18 protein-coding genes are annotated in these 18,212 nt (G+C 48.0%); 10 read left to right on the forward strand and 8 right to left on the reverse strand.

Translation table 11 applies throughout. The features are described 5' to 3' along the window. The first annotated feature begins 11 nt into the window (after positions 1-11). Both ACE3T3_RS07095 and katG read left to right on the forward strand, forming a co-directional pair. Positions 12-1,067 (forward strand): MBL fold metallo-hydrolase, encoded by a 1,056-nt coding sequence (locus ACE3T3_RS07095; protein WP_374665408.1) that lies wholly within the window; start codon positions 12-14, stop codon positions 1,065-1,067. Between the two features lie 613 nt (positions 1,068-1,680). Next, positions 1,681-3,870, forward strand: coding sequence for a catalase/peroxidase HPI (gene katG, locus ACE3T3_RS07100; protein WP_374665410.1), 2,190 nt, complete (start codon positions 1,681-1,683; stop codon positions 3,868-3,870). Positions 3,871-3,986: 116 nt separating this feature from the next. On the opposite strand, the gene adhP is transcribed toward katG, so the two are convergent. Continuing rightward, positions 3,987-5,015: an alcohol dehydrogenase AdhP gene (gene adhP, locus ACE3T3_RS07105; RefSeq protein ID WP_374665412.1), complete on the reverse strand. Its 1,029-nt coding sequence runs from the start codon at positions 5,013-5,015 to the stop codon at positions 3,987-3,989. Between the two features lie 163 nt (positions 5,016-5,178). Then, on the reverse strand, positions 5,179-5,808 hold the full coding sequence (locus tag ACE3T3_RS07110; RefSeq protein WP_374665579.1) for a TetR/AcrR family transcriptional regulator: 630 nt from the start codon (positions 5,806-5,808) through the stop codon (positions 5,179-5,181). An 80-nt stretch (positions 5,809-5,888) separates the two neighbouring features. Between ACE3T3_RS07110 and ACE3T3_RS07115 the strand changes: the two genes are divergently transcribed. Continuing rightward, the gene (locus ACE3T3_RS07115; protein ID WP_374665414.1) at positions 5,889-7,550 is read left to right on the forward strand and encodes an acyl-CoA dehydrogenase family protein; all 1,662 of its coding nucleotides are present in this window, start codon (positions 5,889-5,891) and stop codon (positions 7,548-7,550) included. A gap of 333 nt (positions 7,551-7,883) precedes the next feature. On the opposite strand, the gene ACE3T3_RS07120 is transcribed toward ACE3T3_RS07115, so the two are convergent. Beyond that, a complete protein-coding gene (locus ACE3T3_RS07120; protein ID WP_374665416.1) occupies positions 7,884-8,078 on the reverse strand; it encodes a hypothetical protein in 195 nt (64 codons plus the stop codon). A 349-nt stretch (positions 8,079-8,427) separates the two neighbouring features. Between ACE3T3_RS07120 and ACE3T3_RS07125 the strand changes: the two genes are divergently transcribed. Then, positions 8,428-8,607 carry a hypothetical protein gene (locus tag ACE3T3_RS07125; protein ID WP_374665418.1) on the forward strand — a complete coding sequence of 60 codons (180 nt, stop codon included), beginning with the start codon at positions 8,428-8,430 and terminating at the stop codon, positions 8,605-8,607. Positions 8,608-8,619: 12 nt separating this feature from the next. Here ACE3T3_RS07125 and ACE3T3_RS07130 read toward each other — a convergent pair whose 3' ends face one another. The 3 genes from ACE3T3_RS07130 to ACE3T3_RS07140 form a co-directional block, all read right to left on the reverse strand. After that, positions 8,620-9,114, reverse strand: coding sequence for a hypothetical protein (locus ACE3T3_RS07130; protein ID WP_374665420.1), 495 nt, complete (start codon positions 9,112-9,114; stop codon positions 8,620-8,622). Between the two features lie 104 nt (positions 9,115-9,218). Further along, positions 9,219-11,516: a phosphoenolpyruvate--protein phosphotransferase gene (gene ptsP, locus ACE3T3_RS07135; protein WP_374665422.1), complete on the reverse strand. Its 2,298-nt coding sequence runs from the start codon at positions 11,514-11,516 to the stop codon at positions 9,219-9,221. 100 nt (positions 11,517-11,616) lie between these two features. Further along, complete coding sequence (locus ACE3T3_RS07140; RefSeq protein ID WP_374665424.1) at positions 11,617-12,096, reverse strand: RNA pyrophosphohydrolase; 480 nt, start codon at positions 12,094-12,096, stop codon at positions 11,617-11,619. A gap of 183 nt (positions 12,097-12,279) precedes the next feature. On the opposite strand from ACE3T3_RS07140, the gene ACE3T3_RS07145 reads away from it, so the two are divergent. From ACE3T3_RS07145 to ACE3T3_RS07155, 3 genes are all read left to right on the forward strand, one after another. Continuing rightward, positions 12,280-12,930, forward strand: coding sequence for an HAD family hydrolase (locus tag ACE3T3_RS07145; RefSeq protein ID WP_374665426.1), 651 nt, complete (start codon positions 12,280-12,282; stop codon positions 12,928-12,930). Between the two features lie 108 nt (positions 12,931-13,038). Then, entirely contained in the window at positions 13,039-13,191 is a 153-nt protein-coding gene (locus ACE3T3_RS07150; RefSeq protein WP_374665428.1) for a hypothetical protein, read from the forward strand. A 101-nt stretch (positions 13,192-13,292) separates the two neighbouring features. Next, on the forward strand, positions 13,293-13,532 hold the full coding sequence (locus tag ACE3T3_RS07155; RefSeq protein WP_374665430.1) for a DUF2789 domain-containing protein: 240 nt from the start codon (positions 13,293-13,295) through the stop codon (positions 13,530-13,532). A 92-nt stretch (positions 13,533-13,624) separates the two neighbouring features. On the opposite strand, the gene ACE3T3_RS07160 is transcribed toward ACE3T3_RS07155, so the two are convergent. Both ACE3T3_RS07160 and ACE3T3_RS07165 read right to left on the reverse strand, forming a co-directional pair. Next, positions 13,625-14,488, reverse strand: a complete 864-nt coding sequence (locus tag ACE3T3_RS07160) for a LysR family transcriptional regulator (protein WP_374665432.1) — start codon at positions 14,486-14,488, stop codon at positions 13,625-13,627. A 450-nt stretch (positions 14,489-14,938) separates the two neighbouring features. Then, positions 14,939-15,154: a DUF2061 domain-containing protein gene (locus tag ACE3T3_RS07165; protein WP_374665434.1), complete on the reverse strand. Its 216-nt coding sequence runs from the start codon at positions 15,152-15,154 to the stop codon at positions 14,939-14,941. A 157-nt stretch (positions 15,155-15,311) separates the two neighbouring features. Between ACE3T3_RS07165 and ACE3T3_RS07170 the strand changes: the two genes are divergently transcribed. The 3 genes from ACE3T3_RS07170 to leuD all read left to right on the forward strand — a co-directional run bounded on the left by ACE3T3_RS07170 (position 15,312) and on the right by leuD (position 18,145). Then, positions 15,312-15,503 carry a hypothetical protein gene (locus ACE3T3_RS07170; RefSeq protein WP_374665436.1) on the forward strand — a complete coding sequence of 64 codons (192 nt, stop codon included), beginning with the start codon at positions 15,312-15,314 and terminating at the stop codon, positions 15,501-15,503. Between the two features lie 417 nt (positions 15,504-15,920). Beyond that, complete coding sequence (leuC, locus tag ACE3T3_RS07175) at positions 15,921-17,369, forward strand: 3-isopropylmalate dehydratase large subunit (protein ID WP_374665438.1); 1,449 nt, start codon at positions 15,921-15,923, stop codon at positions 17,367-17,369. A gap of 125 nt (positions 17,370-17,494) precedes the next feature. Next, the gene (gene leuD, locus ACE3T3_RS07180; RefSeq protein WP_374665440.1) at positions 17,495-18,145 is read left to right on the forward strand and encodes a 3-isopropylmalate dehydratase small subunit; all 651 of its coding nucleotides are present in this window, start codon (positions 17,495-17,497) and stop codon (positions 18,143-18,145) included. Positions 18,146-18,212 lie beyond the last annotated feature (67 nt).

The raw sequence follows: 18,212 nt of genomic DNA on the forward strand, positions 1-18,212 counted from the left end.
TTTGAATGTCCATGAAGCAAGATTCGGAACACAAGCATTTTCAACTGCCGGCACAGGCATGCTGGCCTCATGTCTGGCGCCAGCCTGTATTTGATTATCTGGCCTCAGAGCATTTTAACGGCGAGCATTTTTTGAATGCGCTGCGCCCGCCTGAAAGCCATAAGCGTTCTAATTTTATTAAATGGATGCTGAAGCGCCGCTCATCAACATGGAATGTGGACCGCAAGCAAGAATACCAGCAGTTTGCGCAATCCTCGCGTTCTTTGCCGCAAAACCGCCCGAATGCCAAGCTGGATGATTGGCAAATCTGGTTTGTGGGCCATGCCACGGTGCTGATCCAAATTGGCCCCTATAACCTGCTGACCGACCCGGTCTGGGCGGAATACGCTGGGCCAAGCCAAGGCCGCGGACCGCGGCGGGCCTGTCCGGCCGGCATCGCGCTGGAAGAGCTTCCAGACATTCATGCCGTGCTGCTGAGCCATAATCATTATGACCATATGGATTTAAACACCTTGAATTGGCTGCATGAGCGTTTTGCCATGCCGATTTATACTGGGCTGGGCAACAGCTATTACCTGCCGGAGCATTTTCAGGTGTATGAATTGGATTGGTGGCAGTCGGCTTTGCTGGGCGATTTGAAACTGGTTTATACCCCGGCGCAGCATGGTTCCGGGCGCGGCATGCGCGATCAAAACCGCGCATTGTGGGGCGGGTTTTCGGTGCTGAATGGCACAGACCATTGTTTCTTTGCCGGCGATACCGGCTATTCCCCGCATTTTAAAGAAATTTACGCTAAATTTGGCGCGCCGCGCATTGCCTTGCTGCCGATCGGCGCCTATGAGCCGCGGCTGCTGATGCGCTATCTGCACATGAACCCAGAAGAAGCTTTTCAAGCGCATAAAGATCTGCATGCGAAATGCTCCTTGGCGATTCATTACCGGACGTTCCAGCTGACCGATGAAAGCCGTGAACAGCCGGAAGAAGATTTGCAGAAAGCGCGGAGCAAATCCTCAAAATTAATGAGCCCGTTTATCTGCATCCGTGAAGGCAAGCGCTTGACGGTATAGCCAACTGTATTCGCGCAGCTTGAGCAGCTGAATTGCGCTGGTGGACACACAGCCATCGCCGCATTCATGACCAAGGGATTGAGGGCCTGGATAAAGCAGGCCGGCTGCACAATTAAAATGAGCAGGCTCAGCACAGCCTTGCCTGCGATATTCAGATCATGCCGCTATTTTGCATGCATTAACAGCAACAAGAGGCAGTCAAATAGAATCTCAGCGGCGCTTGAACCGTGCATCAGCCAATGGAGGCAGATCCGCTGAAGCCTTGCAGCTGCTAAATGCGCAGTTCATCCGCTGCAGGAAACAATATTTTCGGCACCAGCCCTTGATAAATCCAAAGCGCGGCCAAGCTCCGCTGGGTCAGGCGCAGCGGCAGATTCAGCAAGTCATTCATCAAGCAGGGCATCCTCCAAAACAGGAATGGAATCAATTCCATAATAAAATTAAGGTTTCTTGAATAAACAGTTCATTTTAAAACCATAAAATTGGAATATCCGATTGTTTACATTCGTAAAAGCTGCTTCATATTGTCATCAAAACCAGCTAAGTTAATTATGAAATATAGATATTTAAACGGTTCAGCCCATTTACTTCATAATTGATTTGGAGCTTTAAAATGACACAGAATTCACAAGCATCCGGTTGCCCATTTCACCAAGCGGGCGGGCAAACCAGTTCGGCCAGCACCAGCAATGCAGACTGGTGGCCCAATGCGCTAAACCTCGACATTCTTTCTCAGCACGATAAAAAAGTGAATCCGATGGATCCTGACTTTGATTATGCAGAAGCATTCAAGTCCTTGGATTTAGAAGCAGTGAAGCGGGATCTGCGGGATTTAATCAACAGCAGCCAAGACTGGTGGCCATCTGATTATGGCAGCTACATTGGCATGTTCGTGCGTACTGCATGGCACTTGGCTGGCTCTTACCGGAAACAGGATGGCCGCGGCGGCGCCAATACCGGCAATCAGCGCTTTGCACCATTGAACAGCTGGCCGGATAACGTCAATACAGATAAAGGCCGCCGTTTGCTGTGGCCGATCAAACGCAAATACGGCAACAAAATTTCTTGGGGCGATTTAATCGTCCTCGCCGGCACAGTCGCCTATGATGTTGCAGGCTTGAAAACTTTCGGCTTTGGCGGCGGACGGACCGATATCTGGGCGCCGGAAAAAGATGTTTACTGGGGCGAAGAGCGCGAATGGCTTGCGCCGACGAAAGAGCGCTACTCCAGTGATGCCGACCGTTCGTCTTTGGAAAATCCGCTGGCTGCCGTGCAAATGGGGCTGATTTATGTCAACCCTGAAGGTGTCGATGGCGTGCAGGATCCTCTGCGCACAGCGCAAGATATGCGCGTGACCTTTGACCGCATGGGGATGGATGATGAAGAAACGGCCGCGCTGACCATTGGCGGCCATACTGTAGGCAAGGCGCATGGCAATGGCAAGGCGGAAAACCTCGGTGCAGATGTTGAAAGCGCAGATGTTGAGTTTCAAGGCTTAGGCTGGCATAACTCGGAAGGCGCAGGCAACGCGGGCAATACCATGGTCAGCGGTTTGGAAGGCGCGTGGACCACGCACCCAACCAAATGGGACAATGAATTCCTGTATTTGCTGCTGACGTATGAGTGGGAAAAAACGCTCAGCCCTGCGGGCGCGAAACAATGGGAGCCGATCAACATTAAGGAAGAAGACAAGCCTGTTGATGCGCACAATCCTAATGTCCGCCGCAATCCGATGATGACTGATGCCGATATGGCGCTGAAATTTGATCCGGTCTACCGCAAAATTGCAGAAGATTTCTATCACAACCCTGACAAATTGGCGGATGCCTTTGCCCGCGGCTGGTTTAAATTGACCCACCGCGACATGGGGCCAAAATCCCGCTATTTAGGCGCAGATGTTCCTGCTGAAGATTTAATTTGGCAAGACCCGATTCCAGCAGTCGATTACACCTTATCGGATGCGGAAGTTGCAGAGCTGAAAGTGAAGCTTTTAAACAGCGGTTTAAGTTCAGCTGAGCTGATTGCAACAGCGTGGGACAGCGCGCGCACATTCCGCGGCTCAGACTACCGCGGCGGCGCAAACGGCGCGCGTATCCGCCTTGCGCCGCAAAAAGACTGGGCGGGCAATGAGCCTGCGCGTTTAGCGAAAGTCTTGGCGAAACTTGAAGAGATTCAAGCCGGCCTTGCGAAAAAAGTCAGCATTGCCGATCTGATTGTCTTGGGCGGTACGGCAGCTGTTGAGCAAGCTGCGAAAGCGGCAGGCGTGAACATCAATGTGCCATTTACAGCAGGGCGCGGCGATGCGCTTCAAGAACAGACAGATGTGTATTCATTTGAAGACCTGGAGCCTAAAGCGGATGGCTTCCGCAACTTTGTGAAGCAGGATTATGCTGCGCATCCGGAAGAAATGCTGCTGGACCGCGCGCAATTGCTGGGCTTGACTGCGCCGGAAATGACCGTGCTGGTGGGCGGAATGCGTGTGCTGGGCGCGAACTTCGGCGGTTCGAAGCATGGTGTATTTACGGACCGCGTTGGCGTGTTAAGCAATGACTTCTTTGTGACTTTGACCGATATGGCTTACAGCTGGAAGCCGACAGGCAAAAACGCGTACAGCATTGTTGAGCGTGCATCAGGCGCAGAAAAGTACACCGCGACCCGCGTAGACTTGGTATTCGGTTCGAACTCCATTCTGCGCTCTTATGCAGAAGTGTATGCGCAAGATGACAACAAAGAAAAGTTTGTAAAAGACTTTGCGGCGGCATGGACGAAAGTCATGAATGCAGACCGGTTTGATGTTAAATAATTGATCTGATATGTAAAAAAACCGCCTAAGGGCGGTTTTTTTGAATTGCTGAAAATGCATGAAAAGCCGCTTGAGCTCAGCAGGAAATAACGCTGGGCTGATGCGAGTTCTGCCGTCTAAAGCCGCATATCGATCACAATGCGGCCATCAATTTTACCGTGCTCCATGCGTTCGAAAATATCATTGATATTGCTCAGCGGCTCAACATGAATATGGGCTTTGACTTTGCCTCGGGCGGCAATATCCAGCGCTTCTTTTAAATCGAGGCGCGTACCGACAATAGAGCCGCGGACGGTAATGCCTTCCAGCACCATATCAAAAATGGACAAGTCAAAGGTTCCCGGCGGCAAGCCATTCAGCACCATGGTGCCGCCGCGGCGGACAATGGACACGGCTTGTTCAAATGCTTTCGGAGAAACAGCTGTCACCAATACGCCATGGCATCCTTCGCCTGTCGCCTTTAATACGGCTTCTTTGACATCGGTTTTCAGGGCATTCACGGTCACATCAGCCCCTAAATTTTTGGCGAGCTCCAGTTTTGAGTCATCGACATCAATGGCCAGCACATTAAAGCCCATTGTTTTCGCATATTGCACAGCGACATGCCCCAAACCGCCAATGCCGGAAATAGCCACCCAATCGCCGGTTTTGGCTTCTGTCATCTTCAGGCCTTTATACACGGTGACACCGGCACAGAGAATCGGCGCGATTTCAAGCAGATCGACCCCTTCAGGAATGATGCCCACATAGTTGCCGTCCGCCAGGCAATATTCTGCAAAGCTGCCATTCACGGAATAACCCGAATTTTGCTGCTGCTTGCAGAGCGTTTCCCATCCGGCATAGCAATGATCACAATGCCCGCACGCTGAATACAGCCAAGGCACGCCGACAATATCTCCTTTTTTCAGATGTTCGATCCCAGCGCCCACTTCAATCACTTCACCGACGCCTTCATGCCCCGGAATAAACGGCAAAGTCGGCTTAACCGGCCAGTCCCCATGTACGGCATGCAGGTCGGTATGGCATACACCTGTGGCAATAATTTTGACTAAGACTTTACCTGGACTGATTTTAGGAATTTCGACTTGTTGTATTTTGAGCGGCTGATTAAATTCAGTCACTACCGCTGCTTTCATGGTGCTCATATGATGTTCTCCATTTGACAGGTATGCGATTATTTTTTAAACAATCTTATTTCACTATAGAATGAAAGAACGGCATATTGAGTTGCAGATTTGTAGAATCTCTACATTTTTATGTGGTTTGCGGTGAAAGTATAATTATGTTTAGAACCAATAATTTATGATCTTAATGTCGAGATAATTCATGGCTCGGTTCAATCACTGAAATCAAATCAGCTTCCAGTGTCTGCCAATCCTTAAAATCAGGCTCGGTCAGCAAAGTCTGTGAAATAAAGCCATAACAGATCCGCTGCATCTTTAAACCCATCCGCTGCCGCTGCATGTCATCAGCAAGGAATGGCGTGAGGATGTTCTGCCACATCTGCAGCATCATGGCATAACTTTTCTGATAAATCTCAATACTTGAAATCTGCCGTTCCAGCAAAAAAGCCTGCGCCCATAAAAATTGCTGCGCTTTGACCTGTTCAACTTGAAAATGAATCATGCGCTGTAAATAAGCAGAGAAGTCCACATCTGTGGATAACTCAAGCTGCGATTGTGCATAACTTTGCATCTGTTCGGCATGCTGCTTGACCTGCATAAAAATGGTCAGCGCAATCAAATCTTCCTTCTTGGAAAAATACTCATAAAAAGTGCCTAAACCGACCCCAGCCAAGTCGGTGATTTCCCGAATGGTGATTTTATTCGCAGGATGCGCATGCAAAAGCCGAACAAAACTTTCCATCAGCGCTTCCTGCGTGATGCGGGCCCTTGATTGACGAGGTTTACGCCGTACATTAATCGCTGCCAAAGCCATAAAAATAATCCGAACATCCATGCTCCCATTTTCTTCTATACTGAATGCAATTGGATAAAACAACAAGATGAGCGTTTAGGATGAACACAGCACAGCATTGGCAAACACATGAAATCAGCAATCAATTTGATGAAAAACAAGATTACAACTTGTTTGAAACCGACACGGTACTGAAAGAAATTTTAGCGCGCTGCGGCAGTCAGGATCAGGTCAAGCTGTCTGCGATGGGGCAAGCAGCAGGCTCAAAGGAATATTATGAATATGCTGAGCTTGCCAATCAGCACACACCAATATTGCATGTTTTTGATGCGCGCGGCCGCCGTAGAGACTTTATTGAGTTTCATCCGGCTTGGCACAAATGGATGGGCCTAAACCGCCAGTTTGATAGCCATGCTTATCCTTTTAATCATGCTAAATCACCAGCAAAATGGGTCGATTGGGCCGCACGTTTTTACTTGGCGGGGCAGGTTGAATGCGGCAATCTGTGTCCAAACTCCATGACTTTGGGCAGTATTCCGCTGATTCAGCGTGAACCTGAACTGTGGGCCAAAATCGGCGATAAGCTGCTCTCGACCGAATATGATGAACGTGATGTGCCGATTGCGCAGAAAAAATCGATTTGGCTTGGCATGGGCATGACCGAAAAGCAGGGCGGTTCCGATGTGCGTGCCAATGAAACACTGGCGATTCCAGTCGCTGAGTCAGGCCGTGGCAAAGCCTATTTACTGACAGGGCATAAATGGTTTTTTTCTGCGCCGATGTGTGATGCGCATTTGGTGGTGGCGAAAACTGGGCAGGATGGTTTGGCCTGCTTCTTTGTCCCGCGCTGGCTGGAGGATGGCAGCAAGAACACTATTCAGATCCAGCGTCTTAAAGACAAAGTTGGCAACCGCAGTAACTCCAGTTCCGAAGTCGAATTTAAAGAGGCGTGGGGCATCATGATTGGCGAGGCGGGACGCGGCATCCCGACCATTATTGAAATGGCGAATTACACCCGTTTAACCTGTTCTGTGGGTTCAAGCGCGATGTTGCGTCAAGCCTTGGTGCAATGCATTGCCTATACCCGCCAGCGCAAAGCTTTTGGCAAACATTTGGCAGAACAGCCGTTAATGCAAGCTGTACTGGTAGACCTAGCTTTGGAAAGTGAAGCCGCCACTCAGCTCAGTTTCCATTTGGCACAGTGCTATGCACAAGATGATGCGCTGTCTGTGGCATGGAAACGCATGATGACGCCGGCTTCAAAATTCTGGATTTGCAAACGCGCGGTGGAATTGAGCGGCGAAAGCATGGAGGTTTTTGGCGGCAATGGCTATGTCGATAACGGCATCATGGCGCGCATTTTTAAAGAAGCGCCAGTGAATACCATTTGGGAAGGTTCAGGCAATGTCATGTGTCTGGATGTGCTGCGCGCGATTGCGCGTGATCCTGAATCAATAGAGGTGTTGTTTAAAGATTTGGCCTCGACCGCGCTGGAGGATGACACCTTGAAACAGGAACTGCAAAGTTTATTTACGTTGTTTCAGCAATCGCCAGATGACTTACAGTTTATGGGGCGCAGCTTGGTCAGCCGTTTAACGATTTTGGCACAAGCCGTTTTATTAAAACGTTATGCGCCTGAATTTGTGGCGGCTGCGTTTATTCAAACGCGTTACAGTGCTTTTCATGGCCGTGTGGTGGGGATGATTGCAGCTCAGCAGGTGGATGTGGAGCGATTATTGGAGCGAGCATTGGCTTCGGACTAGACCTTTCTCTTTGCGAAGTCGTATTTTCATCCTCTGAAAGGAGAGTATTTATTGGATTTAGCTTTGCCTCTTTCTAGTTCTTCTAAAAAGAAAAGGACAGTAGAGGCAGCTAAGTTTTCATCTCTAAAATCAAAGAAGGCCAGCATGTGTTGGCTGGCCTTCTTTTTTCCGAAACGGCTTGAGTTAAAGCTCAAGCTTGAACGGTGTAATCGAAATTACTTTTGTTTTTTCAGCTTTTTTTGGAGTTTTTTCAATTTACTTTCGTGTTTTGAAATCTTATCCAAACGCGCTTTGATTTTTTTCTTTAAAGATTTAACTTGCTTTGACATCATGTTACTCCTTTGTTTGAGTATCCGCTGGCTGATGTTTTTTGATAAAACTACGGATAAATTTTCTTAATTCACGCGCTGCACTGGTGTCCAGCATGTCGCAGAGCTGGACAAATTCATCCCGCTCAGCACTGTTAATGCGAATCAAGAGTTGGCCATCTTTTTTATTCACCTTGGTCTTTTTGGGTAATTCAGCCATAACGTATCTATCGCCCAAAGGCGATGATTAAAAATGTATATACAATGTATATGTGTTTTAAAATTAAAGCAAATTTAAATGATTGAAAATATTTAATAATTTTGTATTTTGTTGAAAGTGTTTGTAAGAAAACTAGTTTTTTGGTCAATAAACTGTTGTTATCCCGATCCTTATTTTTATATTTTTGATTGACGTTTTTAGGTTTGGATGGATTTTATCTCAGCAAAATTTAAAGATCGAAAATAACTTTTTATCTCAAACTCGTATTAATCTGCTTGTAATTTATGCAAAATAGCCCAATATAGGCACTGCATCAACCAGATGCCTAAACTGAAAAGAGAGCGGCGAAATGGCGAAGAAAAAAGCCCTGCCAGAAGTTGAAGTTCGCAACTTTGTGGCAAAGCACATGAACGATTTTAACAAAAGCCAGACTTTTGTAGATCGAAAGAAAGATGTAAAACGCGGCTACAGCAAGCACAAAAAAGGGAGATACTCAAATGATTATCTCCCTTTTTTAATGGCGGCATAAAGGCTGGCGCGTTTATTTCTTATTGCTGAATAAATTATTGAATAACTTGTTTAAATCTTCTTTTTTAAATTCCTTTCCTGAGCTTTTTTGCGGCTGTGCTGCGGCATCCATTTGCTGGGCTGCTTTTTCAATCTGCTGTCCAATTTTATCCAAAAATGAAGGTGCGCCGGAGTGCGCATAGCGCTGTTTGGCGCGGTTGGCCGCCAAGACCGAGGGATCATTTTTTCCTAAACGGCGCTGCTGTATGGGGGTAATCTCAATGCCGAGCAGCACTGGCGCGCTGGGCCGAGAAGGTGAGTGAAGCGCGCTGTCAACAGCAGGCTGCCTATGGGCCGGCGGCTTCGGCTGGTTATGCTGCACTGAGTCCTGCTGCGGTATATTTTGCGGCGCCCGGTTTGGAATCGGCTGATGGCGCCCAGCTTGAGCGTGTGCCTTGGCCCGCTTAAACGGTTTATTGCTGATGATAAAAATAATGCCAGCAAAGAGCAGAAATAAAATGAAATCCATACATACCTCCTCAACAGGCGGCAAGCCTTAAGTTCATGCGCGGTCAGGATTTGTCATCTTGTCCATGCCGATGCAGCGTTAATAGCAGGCTGCCCACAGCAGGATCAGGCGCTGACCACCCGCGTGGACGCCTTCACCATATCGCCGAGACCGTGGGTCTTAAAATAATATTCCATCCAGCTTTTCACCATCAGCGGATTATTCGTTTTCAGCACATGCTCCAGCAGCTCTTGCGCATCGCTCATCGGCACATGGCAAATGGCTTTGCGCACCCGCAGAATGTTGCTTGAACTCATCGACAGGGTATTAAAGCCCATCGCCATCAGCAGAATGGCAGACAGCGGATCTCCCGCCATTTCCCCGCAAATGCTGACGGGCTTATCATATTTATGGCACTCTTTGACCAGGCGTGTCAGCGCGCGCAGCACTGCTGGATGCAGATGCGAATAGACATTGGCGACCCGCGGATTGTTACGGTCGACCGCCAGCAGGTATTGGGTCAAATCGTTGGAGCCGACAGAGAAGAAATCGACCAGCTCAGAAAATTCCTCAATCTGCAGCAGAATGCTCGGCACTTCCACCATAATGCCGATTTTCGGCTTGGTGATTTTGACTTGCTCTTCTTCCTGCACGGCTTGCCAGTCGCGGTCGAGCAAATATAACGCTTCCTCGACTTCACTGACGCTGGTCACCATCGGCAATAAAATATGCAGGTTGTTCAGACCGATGCTGGCTTTCAGCATAGCGCGGATTTGCGAAGAAAAAATTTCAGGATGATCCAGCGTGAAGCGGATGCCGCGCCAGCCGAGCGCCGAGTTTTCTTCCTCAATCGAGAAATACGGCAGGTCTTTGTCTGCGCCAATATCGAGGGTGCGCATCACCACCGGCTTGTTGGCAAAATGGCTCAGCTGCTGGCGGTAAATCAGGCGCTGTTCTTCTTCGCCCGGAAAACGGTCACGCAGCATGAATGGAATTTCTGAGCGGTACAGCCCGACCCCTTTAGCGCCGCGCTGCACGCCGCGCACCACATCAATCATTAAGCCGGTATTGACATACAGTTTAACGGCAACGCCATCCGGGGTAATGGAATCTTTGGTTTCGTACTGCTTGAGGTCTTTGGCCAGCAATTCTTCTTCTTTTTGAATTTCTTTGTATCGGCTGCGCAGGCGGCGCGGCGGATTGATAAAGACGCGGCCTTGGTGCGCATCGACAATCATTTCCACATCATCCAGCGTATTGATCGGCAGCTCAGTGACCCCGACCACCGTTGGAATGCCGAGTGCACGCGCCACAATCACCATATGCGAGTTCATCGCGCCTTCGGTGGTGACAATGGCCGCAATTTTATCGACAGGCAGTTCGACCAGCGCCGCGGTGGAAATATCATCGCCAATGAGAATGCTTTCATTGGTAATCTCTCGGTGGCTGGCGTCAGCTTCCTGTAAAAACGCTAAAATGCGGCGGCCTAAATCTTTCAGATCCGAGACGCGTTCACGCAGATAGTCATCTTCCATCTGCGCAAATAAGGCAATGTGCTTATCTATGACAATGCGCACAGCGCCTTGCGCCCAGTTGCCATCGCGGATTTCGCTTTTAATTTCGGCTGGCAGGGCATTTTCATCCAGCATGCGCAGGAACACGCTGAACAAGGCGCGCTCTTCAGCCATCAAAGCATCCTGCATTTTATCATCTAGAGACTGAATCTCTTGACGCACGGATGCCAGTGCATTGTCCAGCAGCTCCAGTTCTTCACTGATGTCATCCGCTTCGCGGTCAGGCACGGCAGCTAAATCGGCTGGAGGATACAGAATCACAGCGCGGCCGAGGGCAATGCCGCCGGAACCGGAAACCCCTTGGAAGGTTTTATAGGCCGGCAGATTGCTTGGCTTGCGGAAGACATCAATATTGCCGACCGCATGCGCATGCGCGATCACGCCAGAGAGCTGCGCGCACAGCGTGACCAGAAATGACTCTGCGGCTTCGCTGAAGTCTTGCGGCTCTTTGTTTTGAACGACAAGCACGCCCATGACTTTGCGGCGGTACATAACCGGCACGCCAAGGAATGAATTATAAAGTTCTTCGCCTGTTTCAGGGAAATACATGAAGCGTTCATGTTTTGGCGCATTGTCGAGGTTGACGATTTCCTCGCGCTGGCCGACCAAGCCGACCAGGCCCTCGCTGGTGTGCAAAGAGACATTGCCGACCGATTCAGGGTTCAGGCCTTTCGAGGCCATGAGCAGGTAGCGGTGGTTGCGTTCGTCCAGCAGGTAAATCGAGCAGACATCGACATGCATGGCCTCAGCCACTTGCTTGACCATAATGTCTAAAGATTCATGCAGGCTGGCGGACGCATTAATCTCTTGGACGATGCGTCTTAAGGTATCCAGCTGCATATTCGACATCGTGTCTGCTCCTGCTTAAATATTTTGCGGCTAAGGTTTAATGTATAACTAATTTATAGCAATAGTTATCTCAAAAATCTGCATTTTTTATGCGATTTTTTTATGTTTTCTGCGGCAGCTGCGTGCACAGCTCCGTCATCGCTTTGCGGTACACATCGCGTTTGAAATTGACCACTTGACCCAGCGGATACCAATAGCTTACCCATTGCCATTGATCGAATTCAGGCGGATCTGATAAATCCAGCTGAATATGCTGCACTGAAGCGGTCAGCTTCAGCAAAAACCACTTCTGTTTTTGACCTATACATACGGGGTCAGAGTCTGGCCGTATATATCGATTTGGCAAACGGTAACGCAGCCAACCTTTAGTTTGCGCGATAATCTCGACATGTTCGGGCAATAAGCCAACTTCTTCTCTCAGTTCACGGAAAAGTGCCTGTTCGGGGGTTTCACCATACTGAATACCTCCTTGCGGAAATTGCCATGCATTGTGACCAATGCGTTTTGCCCATAAAACCTGACCGGATTCGTTTGCCAAAATGATCCCGACATTGGGTCGGAAACCTTCTGAGTCGATCATTTGGCTACCTAAATATTGTGTAATTTATGACTTTGCATCCGGGGATTGTTATTTCTGCATCCAACTCGGATAAAGCAAAGTGTAAATAATGTTAAAATTGCTATGATCTTAACGAATTTCTATCGACTAGCGGAGATAGATTTACAAATTTTTTCTTAAATTTAAGCTTTTACGAGTATTTTCATGAAATTGGCGCTGTTTGACTTAGACCACACCTTATTAAATACCGACTCGGACCATTCTTGGGGGGAGTTTTTAGTCAATGAAGGCCTGGTTGACCCTATCCGCCACCGCGCCATGAACGATAAATTTTATGAAGATTACAAAGCTGGCCAGCTCGATCCGATTGCCTATAATGAATTTGTTTTTGAATTTCTAACTCAGCATGACAACGCCTATTTGACTGAGCTGCATCAATTATTCATGCAAAAAGTGATCCGCCCGCAAATGCGCCCTGAAGGCTTTAAAGCGATTCAGCGCCATCAGGAAGCGGGCCATGCTTTGGTGGGCATTACAGCCACTTCGGATTTTATTACCGCGCCGATTTTCCGTGAATTCGGCATTACCGAAATCATCGCCACCAATGCTGAAGTGGTGGACGGCAAATACACCGGCAAAGTGATTAATATTCCCTGCTATCAGAAAGGCAAATTGGCGCGTTTGGATCAGTGGCTGGAAGGCCGTGATGTGACAGAGTCTTGGGCCTATTCAGATTCCATCAATGACCGTTTCCTGCTGGAATATGCCAACCATGCAATTGCCGTGAATCCGGATGAGCGGCTGGAGGCTTTGGCTCAGGAACAAGGCTGGGCCATTCAGGACTGGTCGATCTGAACCTGAAAGCGTGGGCAACGCCTTTGAGGCGGCTGCCGGCCGCAATCTCTTGGTGTGATGATTTAAAATGATCCGTGAAAATTGATCTGCAGGACGTTCTGAAGCGGAATGGACTGCATTTTTTATGGGCCCGCGCGTTTCCTCTTATTTGAATCTTCCGCAAAATGGTGGACTGGCATTCAGCTGGGCCGGATTCCGAATCTGATCTTGGGCGGTCTAGGCATGCTGATGATGCTGACTATGCCTTTTTTGAAATATTGAGCGTTGATTTAAGCAGTTGAGCGCCGTGCGCATCCATGTTATATCCTTAAGTTAAAACATAATTGCCAAGCAATCATGAGTAAAGCAGAAGGAGATGAGCAATGAGTGTACGCCCAAGAATGACCAACCTTTTTGAACAGCTGGGCTTGGATTCGAGCGAGAAAGCGATTGAGCTGTTTATTGCAACGCACCAGCTGAATGCGCAAACGAAAATTACTGAAGCGGATTATTGGACGGAAAGTCAGCGCCAGTTTCTAGCGGAAAAAATAAAATCGGATGGCAGCTGGGCAATTATTGTCGATCAGCTCAATGAATCGCTGCATGAAGATTCATTGAATTAATCAGCGCATGCATGCAGCCAAAGCTGCCGGACTGTGTTCGGCCGTAAAAAAACCGCCTCAAGGGCGGTTTTTTATTTGCATTGCTGCGGTTTTTACAGCGATTTCATGCTGTCGACCAGCGCTTCTGCCGCTTTAGACTGCGTGCGTCCCGGATGCCAGACCATGCCCAGCTGGCGGTTCATTTCTAAATTAATATCCAATTGCTTTAAATCCGGATTCAGCAGGGTTTGAGGCAAGACCGACCAGCCCAAGCCAATTGAGACCAGCATGCGGATAGATTCCAGCGGGTTATTGCTCATGGTGATTTTGGGTTTGACGCCTTGCTTTTCAAATTCCGCCAAAGTGATCTGGCTGGTATAGGTTTGCGAAGCCGGCAGCAGGCTTGGATACTGGATTAGATCTTCCAGGCTTAAATTCTGTTTTTGCGCCAGCGGATGAAAAGGCGCGGCCACAAAAACCAGCGGATCATTCCAAATGGTGACATATTTCAGGCGGTCATCCAGCTGCGGCGGCAGGGTGAGGAACGCCAGTTCTAAATCGCCGGCCAGCACTTGCTCATGCGCCTGCTCAGAATCGACAAAATGCACATCCAACGTGACTTCAGGATAATGCTGCACATAGCTGCGCAAATGGCTTGGCAAATGATGCAGGCCCAGATGGTGGCTGGTGCCGATTTTCAGCTTGCCGCGCACTTCGCCTTGTTCATGGCTCAAGGTATTGTGAATATCCCCCAGCTCATTCAGCCAGTTTTTGACTTTCGGCAGCAAAGAGTGCGCAGCATGCGTCGCCTGCACGCCGCGTCCGGCAGACTCAAACAATTTGACGCCAAAATATTCTTCAAGGCTGTGAATGCGCTTGGTGACGGCAGGTTGGGTAATAAAAAGCTGATCGGCGGCCAGAGAAATCGATCCTGTTTCCATGACTTTTACAAAGGCTTCAAAGGCGGCGAGATTCATCTTAAATTACCTATAAAGATTTTTTATGGTAATTTTATTATTCAGAAATTTTAAGAATTAATCAAAGGAAATGTTGTATCTATTGATGTAAATATAAGCATTTACGGCTCATTCATGCATTTGGCAGCTGAAGGCCGGCAGAAACCGCATTGATGCAGGATGCTGTGTCAAAAATCTTGTGATGCATTTCAGATCAAGGGCTTGCAGTATGATCATCCAATGCCGTATGAATGCCGTTGCTGAGCGCATGAGAGGGAACTGTGTAAAAATCAGCGTCTTGGCCTTAGACTAAAATCGTATCCTGCAGCGCCGGGTTGAAAGGCTGAAATCAAGCATTATATTCCAGTCCGTCCGTAAATCGGGCGGCCGAGGTCAAAGCAAAACCGCCCGCAGGCGGCTATAGAGGAACTGCAGTAAGCATGCAGCCATGGCAGCTGAACGCGTACGGTTTTACTGCGCTGCTTTACGTTCCCAGAGTTTTTCGTGAAAGAAAAATGCCACGGCCTGTACGGTCGGTTCCAGCAGGCTCAGGGCAATCGCCATCGCTAAACTGCCTGTTACAAAGTAGCCTACCAGCATGGCGACAGTGATGTGCATAATGTAATAACTGAAGGTCTTTTTTAAGGTTTTTTGGTTGCAGTCAACAAACTTTTGAATATTCGCCATAGGTCGTTCCTCTATCATTGCTTTAGAATGCTTTTAAATGATAATAAGTCTCATTATAAAAGTAAAAGCGGAATTTGGATTATTTTGCATCGGTTTCATAAATGCTGAATTTGGGGGAAAGGGTGCGGTAAACGCTCTTTCCTGCAGGGTGAGTGCAATGGATATCAAACATGTTAAATATCTTTTAGATATATTCGAAGGCACAGTCGAACGGCGTTCCGCTGTGTATGAGCTGGCGGATGATGAAGACGATGAAAACCAGGCGGCTGCAGAATGCGGCGCCGCCAAGGCTGAACTGATTCGGGCCATTGAACAGCTGGCAGGGCATCAGGAAGATTCATCGGTATAAAGCCGGTGTTGAGGCTGTACGGTGCGCATGCTCTAAACCGGCTCTTCGATTGAAATGCATTTGGCGCAGTTTCAGTGCTGTGCGGGTTCTGCTTGCCTGAAGTTAAGGCGGCATGGCTGATGAACTACCAAAAAACCGCAGCCATCGCTTGCGCATGAGCAAGCCCGTTCTGGGAAATTTGCCTGTTCCAAGGCATGGGCGAATGCATGGTTTTTGCGCCGGTTGAAAGGCTGGAAAACCAATAAAATTGCAGGCTCAAAGAATGCCATGCAGAACGATGCAATTGTTTTTTGAATGCTTAAATTGTAATTCCAAAAAGTTTTCAAACTAATAAAAATGATAAATTAGATTTATGTGAATACGTGGTTATAATCAATTTAACGAAAGAATTTACCCAGTCCAGTGGAGCATATCGACATGGCAGGCGAAACCCCAAAAGCAGAAATCCAAACTAAAAAAACCTTATACGATAAATTGTGGGATGACCATTTAGTCAAACAGCGGGATGATGGCTCTTCATTATTGTATATCGATCGTCATTTATTACATGAAGTGACTTCACCACAAGCGTTTGAGGGTCTTCAGCTTGCGGGTCGCAAACCTTGGCGCTTAAGCGCTAACGTGGCAACGCCTGACCATAACGTACCGACTTCTAAAAAAGAACGCTCTGAAGGGATTGCCGGAATTGAAGATGATACTTCTCGTATTCAGGTACAAACTTTAGATGACAACTGTAAAACTTTTAATGTGGTGCAGTTTGATATCAATGATGTACGTCAAGGGATTGCACACGTGGTTGGGCCTGAGCAAGGTTTAACCTTGCCGGGCATGACCGTTGTTTGCGGCGACTCACATACCGCGACACACGGTGCATTTGGCTGCTTGGCGCACGGGATTGGCACATCAGAAGTTGAACATGTATTGGCAACCCAATGCTTAGTTCAAAAGAAAATGAAAAACATGTTGGTACGCGTAGACGGTAAATTGGGTCAAGGCGTCACCCCGAAAGATGTGGTTTTGGCCATCATTGGTAAAATCGGTACTGCAGGCGGCACCGGTCATGCGATTGAATTTGGCGGTCAAGTGTTCCGTGATATGTCGATCGAAGGCCGTATGACGGTCTGCAACATGGCGATTGAAGGCGGCGCGCGTGTCGGCATGGTAGCAGTAGATGAAAAAACCATTGAATACGTGAAAGGCCGTCCTTATGCACCGAAAGGCGAGCAGTGGGATGCCGCAGTGGCCTATTGGAATACCTTGCATTCAGATGAAGATGCGCACTTTGACACAGTCGTTGTATTGCAAGGTGAAGAGATTGAGCCGCAAGTGTCTTGGGGCACTTCACCTGAAATGGTCATTCCTGTTTCTCAGGCCGTGCCAACCTTAGAACAAGCCAAAGATGACGTGCAGCGCAATGACTGGACACGTGCGTATCAATACATGGGTTTAACTGCGGGTCAGGCGTTGGCAGACATTCAGTTAGATCGCGTATTCATTGGTTCATGTACCAACTCACGTATTGAAGATATCCGCGCGGCTGCTGAAATTGCCAAAGGCAAAAAAGTGGCGGCAAGCATCAAACAGGCGATGGTCGTGCCGGGTTCAGGTTTAGTGAAAGCGCAAGCGGAAGCGGAAGGCTTGGACAAAATCTTAATCGAAGCCGGTTTCGAATGGCGTGAACCAGGCTGCTCAATGTGCTTGGCAATGAATGCCGACAAATTGCAGCCGGGTGAGCACTGTGCTTCAACGTCGAACCGTAACTTCGAAGGCCGTCAAGGCAATGGCGGACGTACGCATTTGGTCAGCCCAGCGATGGCAGCCGCAGCAGCGATTGCGGGTCATTTTGTTGATGTGCGTACATTCTAGTTTAAGCCCTCATCCCAGCCTTCTCCCAGAGGGAGAAGGAGTTTCCTATCTTCGTAGGAGATGAGCATCCTCAGAATAATTCTGAGTTCGCAAGGGAGAGGTTACGGATTCAGTGAGAAATAAACATGAAAAAATATATCGTTGAACAAGGTATCGTTGCACCCTTAGACCGTGCCAATGTCGATACAGATTTAATCATTCCAAAACAGTTCTTGAAATCAATCAAGCGCACCGGTTTTGGTGATAACTTATTTGATGAATTACGCTACTTAGATGAAGGTTATTTGGGGCAAGATATTTCAAAACGTCCTAAAAATCCGGATTTTGTCTTGAACCAAGCACGTTATCAAGGTGCGAGTATTTTAATCTCACGTGCAAACTTTGGTTGTGGTTCAAGCCGTGAGCATGCACCTTGGGCCTTAAATGAATACGGTTTCCGTACTGTAATTGCACCAAGTTATGCCGACATTTTCTTTAACAACAGCTTTAAAAACGGCATGTTGCCAGTGATTTTATCTGAAGAGATTGTTGATCAATTATTTAAAGAATGTGCAGCAACGGAAGGCTATCAGCTAACTATTGATTTGGACGCGCAAGAAGTGCGTACCCCATCAGGTGAAGCCTTTAAATTTGAAGTTGATCCATTCCGTAAACACTGTTTATTGAATGGTTTAGATGACATTGGTTTAACTTTACAAGCCGCAGATGATATTCGCGCTTATGAAGAAAAAACCAAAGCAGCGCGCCCTTGGGTATTTGCTGAAATTAAAGGCTAAGTGTTTGACGCATTGAGCTATAGTCAGGCTGAAGAAGACTTGCTAATATCAGGGAATAATTATAGTC

The organism is Acinetobacter sp., assembly GCF_041919735.1.
Lineage (GTDB): Bacteria > Pseudomonadota > Gammaproteobacteria > Pseudomonadales > Moraxellaceae > Acinetobacter.